Raw genomic sequence first — 16,335 nt, 5'->3', positions numbered from 1 at the left:
GAAAACATTAACCTGTCCAGCCTCAATCTTTCCCAGAAAACGCGCAAAGGTTAGGGGGCAGGTCATGTCTGAGGAAATTGGAAAACTGTACCTGGAGCTTCCCGGAGACGATGTCAGCGGAACAGGATCGCAAAAAAATTTAGTGATGCTGCATGAGCATCGCGACCTGATTCTGAAGATCGAGCTCCCAAAGCCGAGGCCGTTGCGCCTGATTTCACCTCAAAAGCCATTTTATGATCCGCAAAAGAAAAGACAGACCTCTGAATATGTATTTGCTCCAGGTCAGGAAGTTCACCTGTGGCTTTCGAAATTCCATCAGACCGGCCTTGAGCTGCAGCAGCAGACGGAAAACGGCTGGATGCCTTATTTGGACATAAATCCCAAACTTTATGACGGTGCCGATTATTCTTCTTTGATTGCGCGTCCCGCTCCAATTATCGTTAAGGTCGGGCCGCAAGGAAGCCCCTTGGGCGAGACAGTCAGGCTTTCAAACAAAAATGCCGATATTCCCCACGAGTATTTGGAAAGCTTGAAAGCGCTTCAAAAAAGTAAATTTGCATCGGACTGTGTGCCAAGTCACGCGCCAACGCAAACTGCACCAGTGGAAACAGCGAAAAAAAACAAATCATCATTGCTGGAAAAATGGGAGACAAATAAATTTCCCGGCATGTTTACAACACGCGAAGAGGGAATGCGTTCATGCCATGCCGGTCCGGATGAACCAGAGTATGAGCTGGTTGTTGAGGTGCTGCCGGCAACAGAATTGTATCGCTTGCTCGCTAGTAAGGGTGCGGAGACAGGAGCAGTCTTTTCTCTTGGAAATCTATATTCCAGGCCAGTCATTGATGCGCTTGTCGCCGCTTTTGGAGAAATCAAGAATAAGTATCAGCTTGCCAGGGATTTAGTCGGGACAAATTTTAGATTTATTTCTCAGACGTTAAAAAGCGGTGCTGTAAAAAAGTTTATTGTTTTTTCAGGTTTCCCCAGCACAAGGCATTTTATTGATGGGGTTAAGTATGGCTTGGCAAATGTAAAAGTAGCCACACTGACAGCAAGTAAACAAAGTTTAAGTCAACTAAGAGGCAGATCAGTTCAGGGCGGCAAAGACATTTTTAATCCGAGAACGACTGCGGGAAAGATCGTTATCTTTGGCTTGGCTCTTGATACCTATGAATGGATCAGCGCCGGCGGCGAAGAAGTGGAGCGGCTTTTGGCAAAATGGGCAACAACCCTTGTTGGGATGGGCATGGGAGCACTTCTGGTTCCATTCATTGAAGCAGTAATGGGCCTAGTGTCTTCTGTTGTTCCTCCTATTGTATTGATACTTATGGTTGGAGGGGCGGTCGTTGTTGTTGGAATTGTTATTGGTATAATCCTTAGGAAGTTAAAAGTTGAGGATTTTATTTACAGTGCATACAAATCACTAAGAGATTCTTGGGAGTCTGATTTTTGTCGTATCAACCCTGATGCTTGGGACTGATATGTTTTACAACGATACGGTATTTATATGTATATTTTATGTAATCTGTTTTTATAAATTATATAAATACGAGAAATAAATGAAGCTTGAATATAAAAAATATGCAAATCGCGAGGAAATGTTAAAAAATACATTCAAGAACAGATTTTTTCGATTTCTTATTGTCCCAGTTTTTGCGATCTTAGGAATTATGGTTGTTGTATGGGATACAATTATATCAATTGATATTTTTTATGCGTGGACTATTGCTATTTTAGTATCGTATATTGGCGCGTTTTTATTCATAAAAATTGGGTATACAAAATATTCATTGAGCTTTTTTCATCTCGACTTTGCAGTAAAAAGCTTAATTTTTTATGTATTTATATCATGGTCATTTCTTTTTACTCCTATTTATGGATTGTATATTATAACTAATGAAAGCAATGATGTTATGTTTATTGCTGTTTTTGTAGTAATTATATATTCATTTATAATGCTTATAGATGCATATAAAAGGATGAAAAATAATTTTTCATCCTTTTATTCTGAAATAAATGGAAAAATATTTTTTTGTCAGCAAGCATACATGAAGTGCAATCACACTCCAAAGGCTCACATGGTGATAAGCGGCTTGCTGCTTTTTTTTGCAGGTTTTCAATTCCTTGTGATGCGGGCATTTCACTATCCATCAGGATTTGCGATTTCTATGTGCCTGGTATCATTTATGTATTATTTTTTATTATATCCATATATGTGTCGTGCAATATTTGACATTTTCGTTCACCGATGTGTGGAAAAACATTTCAATCAACGCCTGCTGTCGGATTGTTGGGGGTTCTTTGAATTAGACCCGGCGCTGGCTGAAAAATTCTTTGGCCCTGGCCCTCGCATAAAGCGTCCCATCCAATATGAAGAGGTCTTTCCAACCAGAAAACCGCAATAAAAGTTCAGATGAAGGAATTATCGTCATGCTGAAAATCCTTTTTTTGCTTTGTCTGTTTTGCTGTGTCACCCCGCCAACCTTTGCCGCCGAAGAGGCTGCCATGCCTTATATCATATTTCGTGACGAACCCCAGAACCCAGATCTCACTCTGCCCAATATCCATCCAAAAATTTCCGATACCCGCAACGATTATCACGTTGTCAGCGTGAAGGAGAGGAACCGGGTCAGGGTAGCTCTGTATGATGAAAGTTTTCGCGGGCCTCGCAGGTTGCTTCTCCAAAATCCCACAGGGCAGGATTTGACAGGCTTGCCAGCGGGAAATCCGCAAGATGCCCCGCGTGATAACGAAGAGGGAATCCGTTTTGGCGATAACATCATGCTGAAGCCTTTTGTGGAACCCAGCAAGACGATCGGCTCGCCGGAATGGCCCAATCAATTGTGGTGGCGACGTCTGCATGGCAACTATTATATTGTCAGGCTCTACCGTGGGGAAAGCATGCTCAGAGACGGCTTGTTCACCGAGAAAAGCGGACGGGATTGCAGCGTTTTTTGGGGAGAATCCTTCGAGAACCCCGGCAAAGTGGATTTTTGCGCGACATTCCTCGGGGCAGAGATCGACCTGTTCGCGAGTGGTTACCCCGTTATGTATCTCGTATCCGTAGACGGAAAAGACCTTCCTGCGGATTTTCCCAAAGGTCTTGTGCGCTGGATACCGTAAACCCAAGGCAGTGCTGATATGTCACTCAAAAAGAACGGCAAAGGCGTCATCCGGCTTGGGGATGCTACCGACCACGGCGGCAAGGTCATTTCATGCGCCCATACGCCCACAGATATGGGTATTCCCGTTGCCTGCAAGGGGGACATGACCGTTTGCCCCAAGTGCAAGGGGACGTTTCCGATAGTTGAGGGTGATGAGAATTGCTCCATTGATGGAGCCCCTGTGGCTCTGCATGGGCACAAAACCGCTTGTGGGGCATCGCTGATAACATCAGTTTGAGGCTTTCATCCTTATGCAACAAAAAGAATCCCCCGATGTTTGAGCTCGGCGGCAATCCCCTGAGCCCCGGCCAGCATTGTTGCCATACTGGGCTCTCCAAGCACAGATGTACTGACTACGGCATGCGCGAAGAGGCAGTAACCGGCAACTGATTGCCGCTGGGCGCACTCCGGTTGGCGGAGGCAACTTCAGAAACCGTGTGATATCAGTGCAGCGCAAACGCGAAAGAAGATCGTGCCTGGATGCCTTTTTGTATGTAGAGAAGTGGATTCGCTTTTTCGGACCATTCAACGGCAAAACTAAGGTGGACAGTTTCGTGGGCCATGCGGCCTTTCTGGGGCAAGTCTGGCTTGGACTGCTGATATATTTCCATCGGCTTTCTGTCGTCAAAGGTCTTGTGCGGGCGCCGGTTGTTGTAGAACTCAAACCACCAGGCTTGGAGCGGCGAAGCGCACTCCCTGTCTCTATCTCACGCAACTACACGCATTCATAATTCAAAGAGCGCCAGAGGTGTTCGATCATCACGTTATCCAGCCAGCGGCCTCGGCCATCCATTGAGATGCGTGCTCTGGCCTCCCTGAGCGTCCGTGTGGACTCGTAGTTCGTGAACTGTGATCTGCAAGTGCATCTTGCCTGCCATGAACATGGCGGCTTTTCCACTTTCTGGCGGTGCGCAGGCTCGCGCCATACCTGATTGCCACTCTGCCGCCGGTTCATACTGCATACGCCGCACCATTTCTTCTCGACTGCGAACCGTCAGTTTGGCATTCTTATGGCTTTCACCTTCTCCCTCACTCGGTTTGCTGCTGTCTGCTCACTCCAGCTTTACCGATTTGAGGGAGGGTGAACAACCTAGTGGTAATATCTATCTGAAATTTTTGAAAATTACAACAATGGTTATGGGTTCGGTGTCTTCATGATCCAAGCACGCTAACTGGGGAGTATTTACCTCACCAATGCAGTAAAGGAATACAAGTTCCCCATTTCTGTTCATAATTGTTTACACACTGACCCACGCCAGACATATTCGCAGGAGATTGGCGTTTTTCATAACGCATGACAATTTCAGCTCCGATGTCGTTTCCGAAGATCTCGGATTCGCCTTCAGAGGTGTCAGCACAAATACGCTTTCCTGTGGTCTTGTCTTTGATGCATACTTCGCCAACAGAGTCTGATTTTTCGAACCCTTGTTTCGAGAACTGAGGGTTCGGCTAACTGATTGTCTCGCTTTTTATGGCCAACTGGAATAAACAAGTACACCAGCAAAATAGAGCCTATTGCAAGTTCAAGTCTGAACCATGAGCTAGCAATAAGATGCTGACAGCCGTAACCTTATTAACAGTAAATAATATATGCAAACAGGCACACATACTTCAGCGCCTCAGACGAATTTGCCTGGTGGGCCAAAAGTATGGGGACAAGCTCTGGCCTTCTTTTTCTTTCCTATTCTCAACACCGGTTCCACTCTGCTCATGCTCCATCGGCTGACGCCGGATGAACAGTCTATTGCCCTTTCAGGGTATCTGCTTGGGGTGATTATCAGTGCGGCAGCTCTCACCTGCATTGAGCGCCGTGTTGCATCTGCCCCGCACACAGCTTCTTTTTGGGGCGGCGTCATTGCCGTATACATTGCCTTCATCGCCATGACCGCTCCCCCGACTCTTTTATGGTGTCCCTGGTTCTACGAAGGATTCTGGCTTATTTTTGTCCAGCTTGTCATATGGGCAATGCTCTGGCCCATTATGTACAGACTATTTTTTCTGTCTGTACCCTCCCATAGCCAAGGCTTCTCTTTAGGCGGCGCCTTGGCCGTAGGCCATGCTTTTTGGGCGATGATCATACTGATCCTGGTGGAAACCTACTCCCAAGCGCCCTCAGGGTCTGCCAACCGGTACGGCATGCTGCTGCACTGTACTCGCTCATTGTTGTCTCTTGCCTTTGCTTACATTGTATGGCGAATCTTCAGAATCCTTCCAGAGTTGCTGTGTAGGGGTAAGACCTGGCTGGCGGACCGGGAACAACACCAAAAAACTGCGGATACAACGGATATGCCCGCCTCTGCAATATTACTCAGGCTGCTGCTCCCCCTCACTATAACCTGTTTTATCAACGGCGTCAGCTCGTTGGTCATTCTTCCGTACTTCAATATAAAAGAAGCATATCCAGAGTACACTCAGCTTGCCTTTCTGCTGCTGTTTTCTTTTACGTCTTTCCTTTTATATAGCTATGGCAATAAAATTCTTAAATTCCTGTTCATAGGGGGCACCCTTCTTTGCCTGCCCGTGGCATGGCTGCTCACGCTTCCCCCCACAAGCTGGCTGTACCAGATCATACTCGTAGCCAGCATTATCGGCTACCAGATGCAACTTTTTTCCGGCATGTTGCTTACCGGAAACCTCGCTTTCCGGTGCGTTTTTCCTGCCCTGTGCACTGCCGCACTGCTTATATGTGTAACGAGCGCAATGCTGGCGGGCGCATTATTCCAAAGTTATGTGCAGCCCTTGTTGCCCAGTTCCCCCATTGTTACGCTTATGGTCTGCACTTTTTTGTGTCTTGCCTCCATACCAGCGGCTTACCGGGCGCTTCATGAAATCAGTATGGATGACAATCCACCGGCTGCTCCGGCTTTGCCCATTATCCGTGACATTGCCCAAACTATTAATATTTTTTCTGTACAATATAAACTCTCTCCTCGTGAAAAAGAAGTTCTTGAATTATTGATTCGCGGGCTCTCCACAGGAGCCATGGCGGAGACACTGCATCTTAAAGAAAACTCTGTACGCTTTTACATTCGTACTCTTCTGAAAAAAGCCAAGGTCAACAGTCGAATGGAACTTGTCAGCACTCTTATCAACCGCGACCCGTAGTTGAAAGCGAGCGTTACATCAAAGTAATATCAGGGTTGTCTTCAGCAACGCGCGGCGTACTTTGGCTGTAGAGAGTCGGGACTTGGCCTTGAAGCTCCATGAGGAGCTTTCTGTCACCGCTGTTGCCACGTGCTTAGCGCACTCATGCAACCCATCTGTAAAAGAACATTACGAATTGACAGAGTTTGAATTTTGGGAACTCCCGTATGGCGTGGAGATCTTGTCCATAGAAATAAAAAACAGCAACTCTCAGGGTTGCTGTTTTTTATTTCTAACAAGCTATTTTCAGTGATTTTTTTATTATGCACAAATCAGGCATTCCTCAAATTTAAGGAAACTTTTTTTATGGCTCCTCAATTTTGTCGTATTGTTCTGTGATTTTTTTGCTCTTAGATACTGAATAAATTTTTGTTAAAAAACACCCCTGCGAGCAAGCATCAATGAAGCTCAGGGCAAGAATACAGGAGTATAGGCATGAAGACTGAAAATCCGTCATTGCCCATTCCCTCTCGCTCGCACATGGTAAATATATCCGTTAACGCCCCGTTAAGCATCAAAGAAAGAATAATTATCATAACATTGATCCTTCTTTTCATAGCTTTTGTGCTGATGCTGGCGGCGGAGGCATGGCAGTCCCGCAAACGGGAACTAGCCTCCGCCAAACGGTATCTTCATTCCTACGTGGAGCAGGCCAAAGGGCATGCAATGATGTCCGTAGACAAGGTAGACGCCATTTTGCGGCTGGTTCTGGACAGAGTCAAAAACGTCTCGATGCCGGATGAAGAGCTGATTTTTTTTCTCCAAAATCACTTGTCGGCCATACCCTCCGCAACGTCTTTGCTTATGACTGACGCCGCGGGCAATATCATTGCCTGCGCTACGACAACCCGCACCGGCCGGGTAAACATAAGTCATCGTCCCTATTTTGAAGAGCTGATGAAAAATCCTTCAGAGGCGCTGGTCATCTCTGAACCATTTTTTTCAGAACATGAACAGGGATGGGTCATCACGCTGTCTCGCCGTTGGACAGTGAGTGATGGCACTCTTGCAGGAGCCATTGTCGCAGTCTTGCCACACACATTTTTTCTGAAGGTTTACAGCCAGATAGTATTGGGATCCGAGGAATTTATTGCCATAACAGACCTTAACACCCGTCTTCTGGCCCGCTATCCCGAAGATCCGGCCAAACGGGGGCAGATCTTGACCGGATCCACGTTCGAGCACCTGCTGCAGGCGGGCATGGAGGAGGGGGTGTACATCGCGCCATCGCATGACGACCAGGTAGAGAGAGTATTTGCTTTTAGCCGCGTAGGCACATTCAACATCGCAGTCATTGCCGGACTTGCGACCAGCGCTGTGCTTGGCGAGTGGAAGCGTAAAATTCTTATTTTTTCTGTAATTACTGTGAGCGCGGGGGTTTTGCTGTTCTATTTTCTTGCCATGCTGGTGCGCAATTACACAAAGTTACGCTACAAATCAAAGTATAACGAATTGTATGATGAAGTAACAAAACTGCCTAAATACAAGCAGTTTGAGTCGCTCTTTGAAAGCAATACATTTACGGACACAAAAAGCGACATGTATTACCCGCTGATGCTTGTAGGCATAGATGGTTACAACAAAATGACCATCACATTGGGGAAAAACATCAGCGATGTTATACGTATACTCGTATCGCGCTTGGACTACGGCACAGGCCATGCAAAGTTGATTGGACGCATTGATGAGGACAAATTTATTTTATTGCTCACCGAGCCGCAACGGCTCGAAGACATTTCAAAGTATACTGAAAAACTCCTCGATACTTTTTCCATGCCTCTTTCCGTGGAGGGTGAGGAATTTATCCCCTCATGTACTGTAGGCATCAGTCTCTTCCCCAATGACGGCAACGAGCTGCCGGAGCTACTTCATAATGCCCGGGTGGCCCTTGTGGAAGGTAGAAACCGAAACGACAGGTACCATTTTTTCTCCAGCGAATTGAATGCGCTTACTGCCCATCGGTGGTGGATGGAATCCGCCTTGTCCAAGGCATTGCGCAATAACGAACTGACTGTGTATTACCAGGCCCAGTTTTCTTTAAGCCCGCGGCAACTTGTTGGTTTTGAAGCGCTCCTGCGATGGAACCATCCGGAAAAGGGCTTCATTTCTCCTGCTCAATTTATCCCTGTTGCGGAACGCACCCGCATGATTGTTCCTATTGGCGCCTGGGTTCTGCAAGAAGCTTGCACGCAGTGCCGGAAATGGCTGGAAATGGGGCTTTTTTCGGGAAAAATGGCTGTGAACCTGTCAGCTGTACAGCTACAGAACGCCGATTTGCTCAACTTGGTAACCAGCACCTTGCAGAATACAGGATTGTCCCCCCATCACTTGGAACTGGAGATAACAGAATCTGCGATCATGACCGATGCTGAAAATGTCTTGGCCCAGCTGGATTCACTTCGCGCACGAGGGGTACAGATATCGCTTGATGATTTTGGAACAGGCTATTCTAATTTTTCGCACCTGGCCAACCTGCCTGTGAGCAAACTCAAGATAGACCGCAGCTTTATACAGGATATTACAAACAATGCCACCAGCAGGACCGTGGTGGAATGCATCATTTCCGTTGGACACAAACTTGGAATGACCTGTCTTGCGGAGGGGGTTGAGCATGAAAGCCAAATACTGCACCTGGCGCTGAAAAATTGTGATGCGGTACAGGGCTATCTGACTGCAGTTCCGCAACCGGCGGAAGTCATAACCCCAATACTGCAAAGACGCGAATGGTGAAAAAACCATCTAAATTTTCTGAATACCATCACCTGGAATAAGATTAAAAACCATACAAAAGCTGAAACCCTCCGCCAGGGGCTGCCTCTAAATAATTCATCTAGCTGCAATGAATTATTTAGAGGCAGCCCCTGGCGGAGGATTTCATTTCTATACGCATACTGCCGGGAGCGGGCACACAGCACCTCGATTGTGGAGAAATATCCCGGCTGTCCGTTGGCGGCATCCAACTTGGTGTCGTGACACCGGAGCCTGCGGAGGCACCCACCTGGTGCATATAGTCAAGATTATGGAATCCAGACCGCCATGGGATATTCCGTTTTTTTATTATCAATCGTCTTTGCTCGGTATGCAGCGTCTGCCGATATGGTAGATAATCATTTTTCACTGTGTTTTCAGCGTGTACTGCATTGCAATACAACATAAAAAACAATTATCCTTCAAATTGAGTAGATTCTTTTTTTCTTTTCCTCAATCTGTGAGTATTGATGAACATTTTTTCTATGCTTATGAGACAGGTAGTCAGAGAGAACCGGCCGGAGCCGTGAGCATTTCTTCATCGCGAATGCGCTTTTGATAACCGCGTTTCTATCCGCAAAGAGGGATGGGCCATGACAACAAAATACAAAATTATCAGCGGCTTTGTTTTTATCATGCTTTTGTTGGCTACCGTTTCATACCTGGGATATGTGAAGCTTCATGCAGCATCCACAGAGTTCAGTTTGTATAGATCAGAAGCGCGCACCGCGGTGTTTTCCAATGGTGCGGATGCCCAGGCGAGAAATATGCGCGACAGGGTTTCACGGTTTACACAAGATCTGGACCCGTCCCGCATGGATGAAGCGCGTGCCAGTGTTGCCTCGGCGCTTAAATACATAGCAATGGCGCATGACGAAGAAAGCAGTCCTGTTGAGCGTAAAAACCTTGATGCCCAAGCTGAGCGTTTAAAGCAATCTTTGAGTTTGATAGATCAGATTCAAAAAACGCTTCTTGAATCAAATAAAATACTGCGTGAGCGTGTCACCCCGGATGGAAATGCCATAAATGAGCGCCTCAGCGCGCTTTCTCTCGTCGCTCGCAACGCGAACAACATGCAGTTAGCTGCGCTAATTGATGATTTTTACAGCGACTACGTAACGCTTCGTGTTCAAATAATGGGATACGTGAGCAATTATGAAGAAATAAGAGCTGAAACAGCGTTAAAATGCATGCAGTCCCTTGATGGACTCCTGATAAAACTGGAAGAAGTTTTGCAAGATACTGCAAGTCGTAAGGCTTTTGCCTCACTGGAGCAGGTTTTCAAATCCTATAGAGACGGCGCATCGCGCGTTATTTCTCTGTGCAGTGAGGTTTCGAAATACATTCAGACCATAGAGTCTGTCGGCGCTGAAATGGCCAAAATATTTGATACGTATACGGCAACAACAGAAGAAAATATGGCGAAGGTCGGCAGGGCCATGCTCGAAAGCAATGCGCTTGCCCAGCGTGCCACGCTGTACGCCAGTGTGGGCGGCATTGTTCTGGGCATTGCGTTTGCCCTTTGGATTGTCATCAGCATTGTGCGCATTTTACATCAGGTCTCCAACTTTGCCGTGAAGATTGCTCAAGGTGATTTCAGCACCGACCTTAAGGTGCGGGAAGGTGGAGAAATCGGCTCCTTGGTGCAGGCCATGCTGAGCATACCTGCCATGCTGAACAACCTGATGGAACAAAGTAAAAACACGGCGCACCGCATTGCCATAGGCAATTTCCGCGAGCGCATTGATCAGAAAAAATTTCAAGGCGGTTTTGCCGAGCTTACGGGCTGCATCAACAGTGTGGGTGATGCCTATACCTCCGTGCTGGATGCAGTTCCTTCTGTCCTCATGACTGGCGACAAGGAATGCTCCATCCGGTTCCTGAACAAAGCCGGAAAAACTGTTCTTGGCGGAGATTTCTTGAACCAGGGCTGCGGCAACCTGTTCAAAACCAAAGAATGCAGCACAGGGGACTGCTTCGGCAAGAAGGCCATGATGGAAAATCGATCCAATGCAGGTGAAACAACCGCGTATCCCGGCGGGAATAGGATGGAAATATCCATCACCGCATTGCCTTTATGCTCTCTTGACGGCACACCCATGGGCTATATGGAAATGATAAATGATATTACCGAGGCTAAAGATGCGCAAACCATGCTTTTACAGGTAGCGCAGGAGTCCACGGAGATAGCCGAACGTGTGGCATCTGCCTCTGAGGAGCTTTCCGCCCAGGTTGAACAGGTAAGTCGTGGTGCGGACATGCAGCGTTCCCGCGTGGAATCCACAGCAACCGCCATGTCAGAAATGAATTCCACAGTATTGGAAGTGGCGCGTAACGCCGGATACGCTGCGGAACAAGGTGAAGCTACCCGCAACAAAGCAGAGAGCGGTGCGGAACTGGTGAATAACGTAGTCACATCCATCAACGGTGTGAATACAGTAGCTCTTAGCCTGCATGAGAATATGACGGAATTGGGGCGTCAGGCGGAAAATATCGGTGGTGTGATGAACGTCATTTCCGATATTGCGGACCAGACCAACCTGCTTGCGCTTAATGCGGCCATTGAAGCGGCACGTGCCGGGGAGGCCGGACGCGGGTTTGCCGTGGTGGCGGATGAAGTACGCAAACTTGCGGAAAGTACGATGGAAGCCACAAGAAAAGTTGGCGAAAACATCCAGGCGATCCAGCATGCAGCGCGCACGAACATTGAGGAAGTCACCAGCGCTGTGAGCAGCATCGGTGAGGCCACGGAGCTTTCCAATGCCTCAGGTCAAGCTCTGCAGGAAATTGTAACCCTGGCTGCGGCCAACTCTGCCGTCGTTGCCAACATCGCCACCGCAGCGGAAGAGCAAAGCGCCACTTCGGAAGAAATCAATCACGCCGTGGAAGAAGTGAGCCGTATCGTATCCGAAACGGCTGACGGAATGGTCCAGGCATCTTCGGCGGTGCAGGACCTTGCGCAAACTGCGCAACAGCTTAAGCAGGTCATGGCGCGTCTGCGGTAGCAGCCCCATAGGCAAAAAAAGAATTTGCCGACGTGACCAATCAGAATGGTTTACTGTGGGAGGAATGTTATGGCTACTGTAACTACGCGGCCAATTCCTGCTCGGTCATCAATATCCATCCAGGCGCCCGCTTCCGGGCAGACCATGATTATCGCGGCCACTGATCTAGAATCTGCCAGCTTCAAGTTTGACCTTGACGATGTTGAAGTATCACGTACCGGCAACGACGTTGTGCTGCGTTTTCCCAATAAGGGCGCTCTTGTTTTACATAATTTCGTTGCTGTTGGCAGCAGCCTATTGCCGGAATTGGATTTGCTCGACGGCATCTGGATGAACGCCGAAGAATTGGTTAACAATGCAAAGCCGGAAGAGCCGGGATTGAATTTTAAAGGCAGACTTGGCGAGTATCTCGGTTCAGCCGGCGAGTTGATGGGTGGGATTGACCACCTTGGAGGGCTCGATGCCACATGGTGGAATAGCTTAGGTAATACAAGCTTTATATCAGGAACAGCCACAGATACAGACACGGACACTGATACCGACATCGATACGGACACTGACACCGATACCGACACGGACACTGACACCGATACCGACACCGATACAGACACCGATACTGATACAGACACCGATACTGATACGGACACTGATACAGACACAGATACGGATACAGACACGGACACTGACACCGATACAGACACCGATACTGACACAGATACCGATACGGACACTGATACCGACACCGATACTGATACCGATACTGACACAGATACAGATACGGACACTGATACCGACACCGATACTGATACGGACACTGACACCGATACAGACACCGATACTGATACAGACACTGATACTGACACGGACACTGATACTGACACGGATACTGATACCGACACCGACACAGATACGGACACCGATACGGATACAGACACGGATACCGACACCGATACCGACACAGACACTGATACTGACACTGACACCGACACAGATACGGACACCGATACGGATACTGATACTGATGGCGTTGACAATGATTCCATTCATTTAATCAACGAAAACGGAATGATATATGGAAATACCATATATAGTGACAGCCAGATTTGGGCCACGGAAGGGGGGCTCGTCAGATGGATCGGCGGCGAAGGGAACCAAAACGTAACCTTCACCAACGAAACAAACGGATTGATTTACATTGGCGGTAAAGGCCGCCCGGATGACTCTTACTGGGGCAAGGACACAATCACTCTTGAAGCCTCACGGGTAGACGGAAACACCATTCAGGCAGGCCAGGGTAATGACATAATACACCTCACAGGCCTGGGAGAAGGCGGCAAAACATTCGCCTACGGCAATACGATTCACGGTGATCAGCACACCCTCAGACATGGCATGGCCGTCGGCAATGACACCTTCATTATTGACGGCAACTCGCAAGGGAACACCATTTACGGCGATGGGCGCGAAACACAGGACCTTGTCGGAACTGACAGCGGTAAAATCATTCAGCTTGGAAATGATACCGTTATTATCAACGGTGACTCCAAAGGCGAAAGCTTCTATGGCGACGCCTATGAAATGCGCACTGGAGCCAAGGGCGGCAATGACCTTTTCCACGTGAAAGGCAATGCGGAAGGTTCCGAAGGCAACTCTCTTTATGGTGATGGCTACTATATGTACCAGGGCGTCACCGGCGGCGATGATACAATACGCATTGACGGAACTTCCACGGGTGAAAGCATTTATGGCGATGCCTTCCACGCGTACGGCAACAACAAGACCGGCAACGATCGTATTGAAATCGGCGGCAACGCCACAGGAAACACCATTCTGGGAGATGTATACGTAAACGACGGATCAAACTCGAAATACGGCAATGATACCGTCATAATAGGGGGGAGCTCCCAGGGCAACTCCATCTACCTTGATGCCTATACACCCAGCATCAGCGGCACAGGCGGAGAAGATCTGCTGCATATCAAGGGAGATTCCACAAATGACACCATCTACGGCGATTTTTACTCCAGTGTCCTCGGGATGAACTTCGGCAACGACAGCATTGCAATCGACGGTGTGGTCACGAATATCAGGCTTGCGGGCGACGGTGAATATTCCAACCTGTTCGTAACGCACTACGGCGACGATCACATTGAGATAGGTTCTCTCGCATCGGGCAATATTTACGGCGACTGCGTTATGGGAAACTATAACCCCGATGCGACCGGTGGTAATGATACCATCATTGTTCATAATCTCATCGGAGACGAAGCCAAGGTTATTGATGGCGGGCAAGCCGGCAACGATCTCTTCATTTATGGCAATGATCAGGGGCACACCATCCAGTTGGCCAATGACGGCAGCGTGTCCATTGATGGCAGCAACGCTTACATGAACACCGTCATTACCAATTTTGAAGGAATTGGTGGCGGCTCAGGCGATGACATCATCATCGGCAACAGTCAGAATAATATTCTACTGGGAGGGAAGGGAAATGACATCCTGACAGGCGGCGGCGGAGCGGACACCTTTGTCTGGAGAGACGGCGATCTCGATGATGGTACGGACATTATTACTGATTTCAACCTGAGCTCGGGCGACAAGGTGTACATTGCGGATATTCTCGACGCCAACGGAAACCTTGATCTGTCGTTCATGGGAGCAACGATTGAAAGCGGGCGTCTGGTCTTGAGCATACCGAATGCCGGGGGTTCACAGACCATACAGATGGATATTGACGGCGGTCTTACGATCGGAAACGCCGCATATGCGTCCTTTGCCCAGTTTTCGCAGGACTATGTAAGCGCTTCGCACGACAGTCAAAATGAAATGATGAACGCGCTGCTGCTGCAGCTTCTAACAGCCGGATAAAGAAAAACGTCCCCGGCACGGAGCCGTTTCCCTTTCAAGAGGTGTGCGTATGAGTCTCTTCGCTCAACCGGTACGGATAGCGGAGTATGCCAAACTCCCGGAGCTGCTGGCTTCGCGCCTCATCGCGGCGCAAGGATCTCCCGTGGCGGATGTGGAGATGCACATACTGGGTTCACAACCGAAAATACGTTCGGCAAGGAAGGTCAGAAAAACCATCCCTCACCTGTATATCCATGAGCTTGCCGATATCATATATGCTGACGGCATACTCTATTCCCCCCGCGCGAAATGTGCGCTCATTGATTCGTTCCGTTCTTTCGGGGAAGCCCTCACTCCCCGCCTGTATTATGGCCCGGACACGCGGCTGAGAAGCCTTGGCAGAGGTTTTTACGTTCCGGAAAACGTCCTCCCGGCAACCGAGGTCACGGTCGGGGCCAATCAGGTTTTCATGCCGTGCTTTACAAGCTACCCGGTATACGGACACTGGCTCCTTGAGGCGCTGACAAGTCTGTGGGCTCATGCTCATGTGCAACATCTGGCCGGGAACGTTCCTGTCAGGCTGCTTTTGTCTCCCATGGCGAACGTCCCCGACTATATGAAGCTTTTTGCAGAGCCGTTCGGTATTACGGATTATGATTTTTATTACCCATCCCGCCGCATGCGGCTGGAACGGATATTCATACCCACCAAATCTTACATGCATATGGCATATGTTTCGGAAATCGCAAAAAAAATGTGGCAGCATGTCGTTAATTATTATCTTCCGGACGCCACAATGGACCCCGTTGAAAAAATCTACCTCTCCCGCAGGCATATCAAGACAAGGCGTCATGAAAACCAGGAAGAGGTAGAAAGTTTTTTTGAGCAGCAGGGATTTACCGTTATCGAAAGCCAGAACTTATCCCTTGCCAACCAGATATGTCTTTTCGCTCATGCCTCCCGCATCGTCGGTCCGGTGGGAAGCGCCGCGCATAACGTGGTCTTCTCGCAGAACCCGCAACAGCTTAAAACGCTCTTTTTCGGGCCGGAAGATTATACGTCATTCGGTGCTATGGCTGTAATTGAACAGGCATACGGACGAAAAGCCTATTTTGTCCAAGGAAGCGTGAGAACCGGAGAACGCCGCAGTTGGCATGTCCCGTTACAGGAAGTCCAGATGGCCTATGAGCAGTGGACGGCTGAATAGCACGGTGGTCACGATGCCGCCTTTACCATGCCCAGAAGCGGCATGTGCGGAGCATGAAAATTGGCGACAAAAAGCGTGGAACTACGGTATGCCTGGTTTCTGGAGCAGGTCGCCGGATTTTTCGGCCGCGGCCGCTCCGGGGAAGAATGGCGCCTGCTGGATACGTTGACAAGCCCTGTTCGTCTTCCCGCCTCAGTAGCACAGCTCTTGCGAGGCCGCT

9 protein-coding genes and 1 pseudogene are annotated in these 16,335 nt (G+C 48.6%); 9 read left to right on the top strand and 1 reads right to left on the bottom strand.

Annotated elements, in window-relative coordinates:
• Positions 1-64 precede the first annotated feature (64 nt).
• The 4 genes from ACZ5DH_RS06135 (at position 65) to ACZ5DH_RS06120 (ending at position 3,402) form a co-directional block, all read left to right on the top strand.
• Positions 65-1,480, top strand: a complete 1,416-nt coding sequence (locus ACZ5DH_RS06135; RefSeq protein WP_464256205.1) for a hypothetical protein — start codon at positions 65-67, stop codon at positions 1,478-1,480.
• Between the two features lie 79 nt (positions 1,481-1,559).
• Positions 1,560-2,405 carry a hypothetical protein gene (locus ACZ5DH_RS06130; protein ID WP_464256204.1) on the top strand — a complete coding sequence of 282 codons (846 nt, stop codon included), beginning with the start codon at positions 1,560-1,562 and terminating at the stop codon, positions 2,403-2,405.
• Positions 2,406-2,430: 25 nt separating this feature from the next.
• A complete protein-coding gene (locus tag ACZ5DH_RS06125) occupies positions 2,431-3,123 on the top strand; it encodes a hypothetical protein (RefSeq protein WP_464256203.1) in 693 nt (230 codons plus the stop codon).
• A gap of 18 nt (positions 3,124-3,141) precedes the next feature.
• Positions 3,142-3,402 carry a PAAR domain-containing protein gene (locus ACZ5DH_RS06120; RefSeq protein WP_464256202.1) on the top strand — a complete coding sequence of 87 codons (261 nt, stop codon included), beginning with the start codon at positions 3,142-3,144 and terminating at the stop codon, positions 3,400-3,402.
• Between the two features lie 486 nt (positions 3,403-3,888).
• Here ACZ5DH_RS06120 and ACZ5DH_RS06115 read toward each other — a convergent pair.
• Positions 3,889-4,017: pseudogene (locus tag ACZ5DH_RS06115) on the bottom strand (IS3 family transposase); the annotation flags it as partial.
• A 737-nt stretch (positions 4,018-4,754) separates the two neighbouring features.
• Here ACZ5DH_RS06115 and ACZ5DH_RS06110 point away from each other — a divergent pair.
• The 5 genes from ACZ5DH_RS06110 (at position 4,755) to ACZ5DH_RS06090 (ending at position 16,115) form a co-directional block, all read left to right on the top strand.
• Positions 4,755-6,269, top strand: a complete 1,515-nt coding sequence (locus ACZ5DH_RS06110; RefSeq protein WP_464256201.1) for a helix-turn-helix transcriptional regulator — start codon at positions 4,755-4,757, stop codon at positions 6,267-6,269.
• Positions 6,270-6,743: 474 nt separating this feature from the next.
• On the top strand, positions 6,744-9,038 hold the full coding sequence (locus ACZ5DH_RS06105) for a putative bifunctional diguanylate cyclase/phosphodiesterase (protein WP_464256200.1): 2,295 nt from the start codon (positions 6,744-6,746) through the stop codon (positions 9,036-9,038).
• A gap of 611 nt (positions 9,039-9,649) precedes the next feature.
• Positions 9,650-12,061: a methyl-accepting chemotaxis protein gene (locus ACZ5DH_RS06100; RefSeq protein WP_464256199.1), complete on the top strand. Its 2,412-nt coding sequence runs from the start codon at positions 9,650-9,652 to the stop codon at positions 12,059-12,061.
• Between the two features lie 69 nt (positions 12,062-12,130).
• On the top strand, positions 12,131-14,929 hold the full coding sequence (locus tag ACZ5DH_RS06095) for an autotransporter outer membrane beta-barrel domain-containing protein (protein ID WP_464256198.1): 2,799 nt from the start codon (positions 12,131-12,133) through the stop codon (positions 14,927-14,929).
• Between the two features lie 142 nt (positions 14,930-15,071).
• A complete protein-coding gene (locus ACZ5DH_RS06090; protein ID WP_464256197.1) occupies positions 15,072-16,115 on the top strand; it encodes a glycosyltransferase family 61 protein in 1,044 nt (347 codons plus the stop codon).
• The last annotated feature ends 220 nt before the right edge of the window (positions 16,116-16,335 follow it).

This window comes from Desulfovibrio simplex, from assembly GCF_055387835.1.
This window is presented reverse-complemented; position numbering and strand designations above follow the sequence as displayed.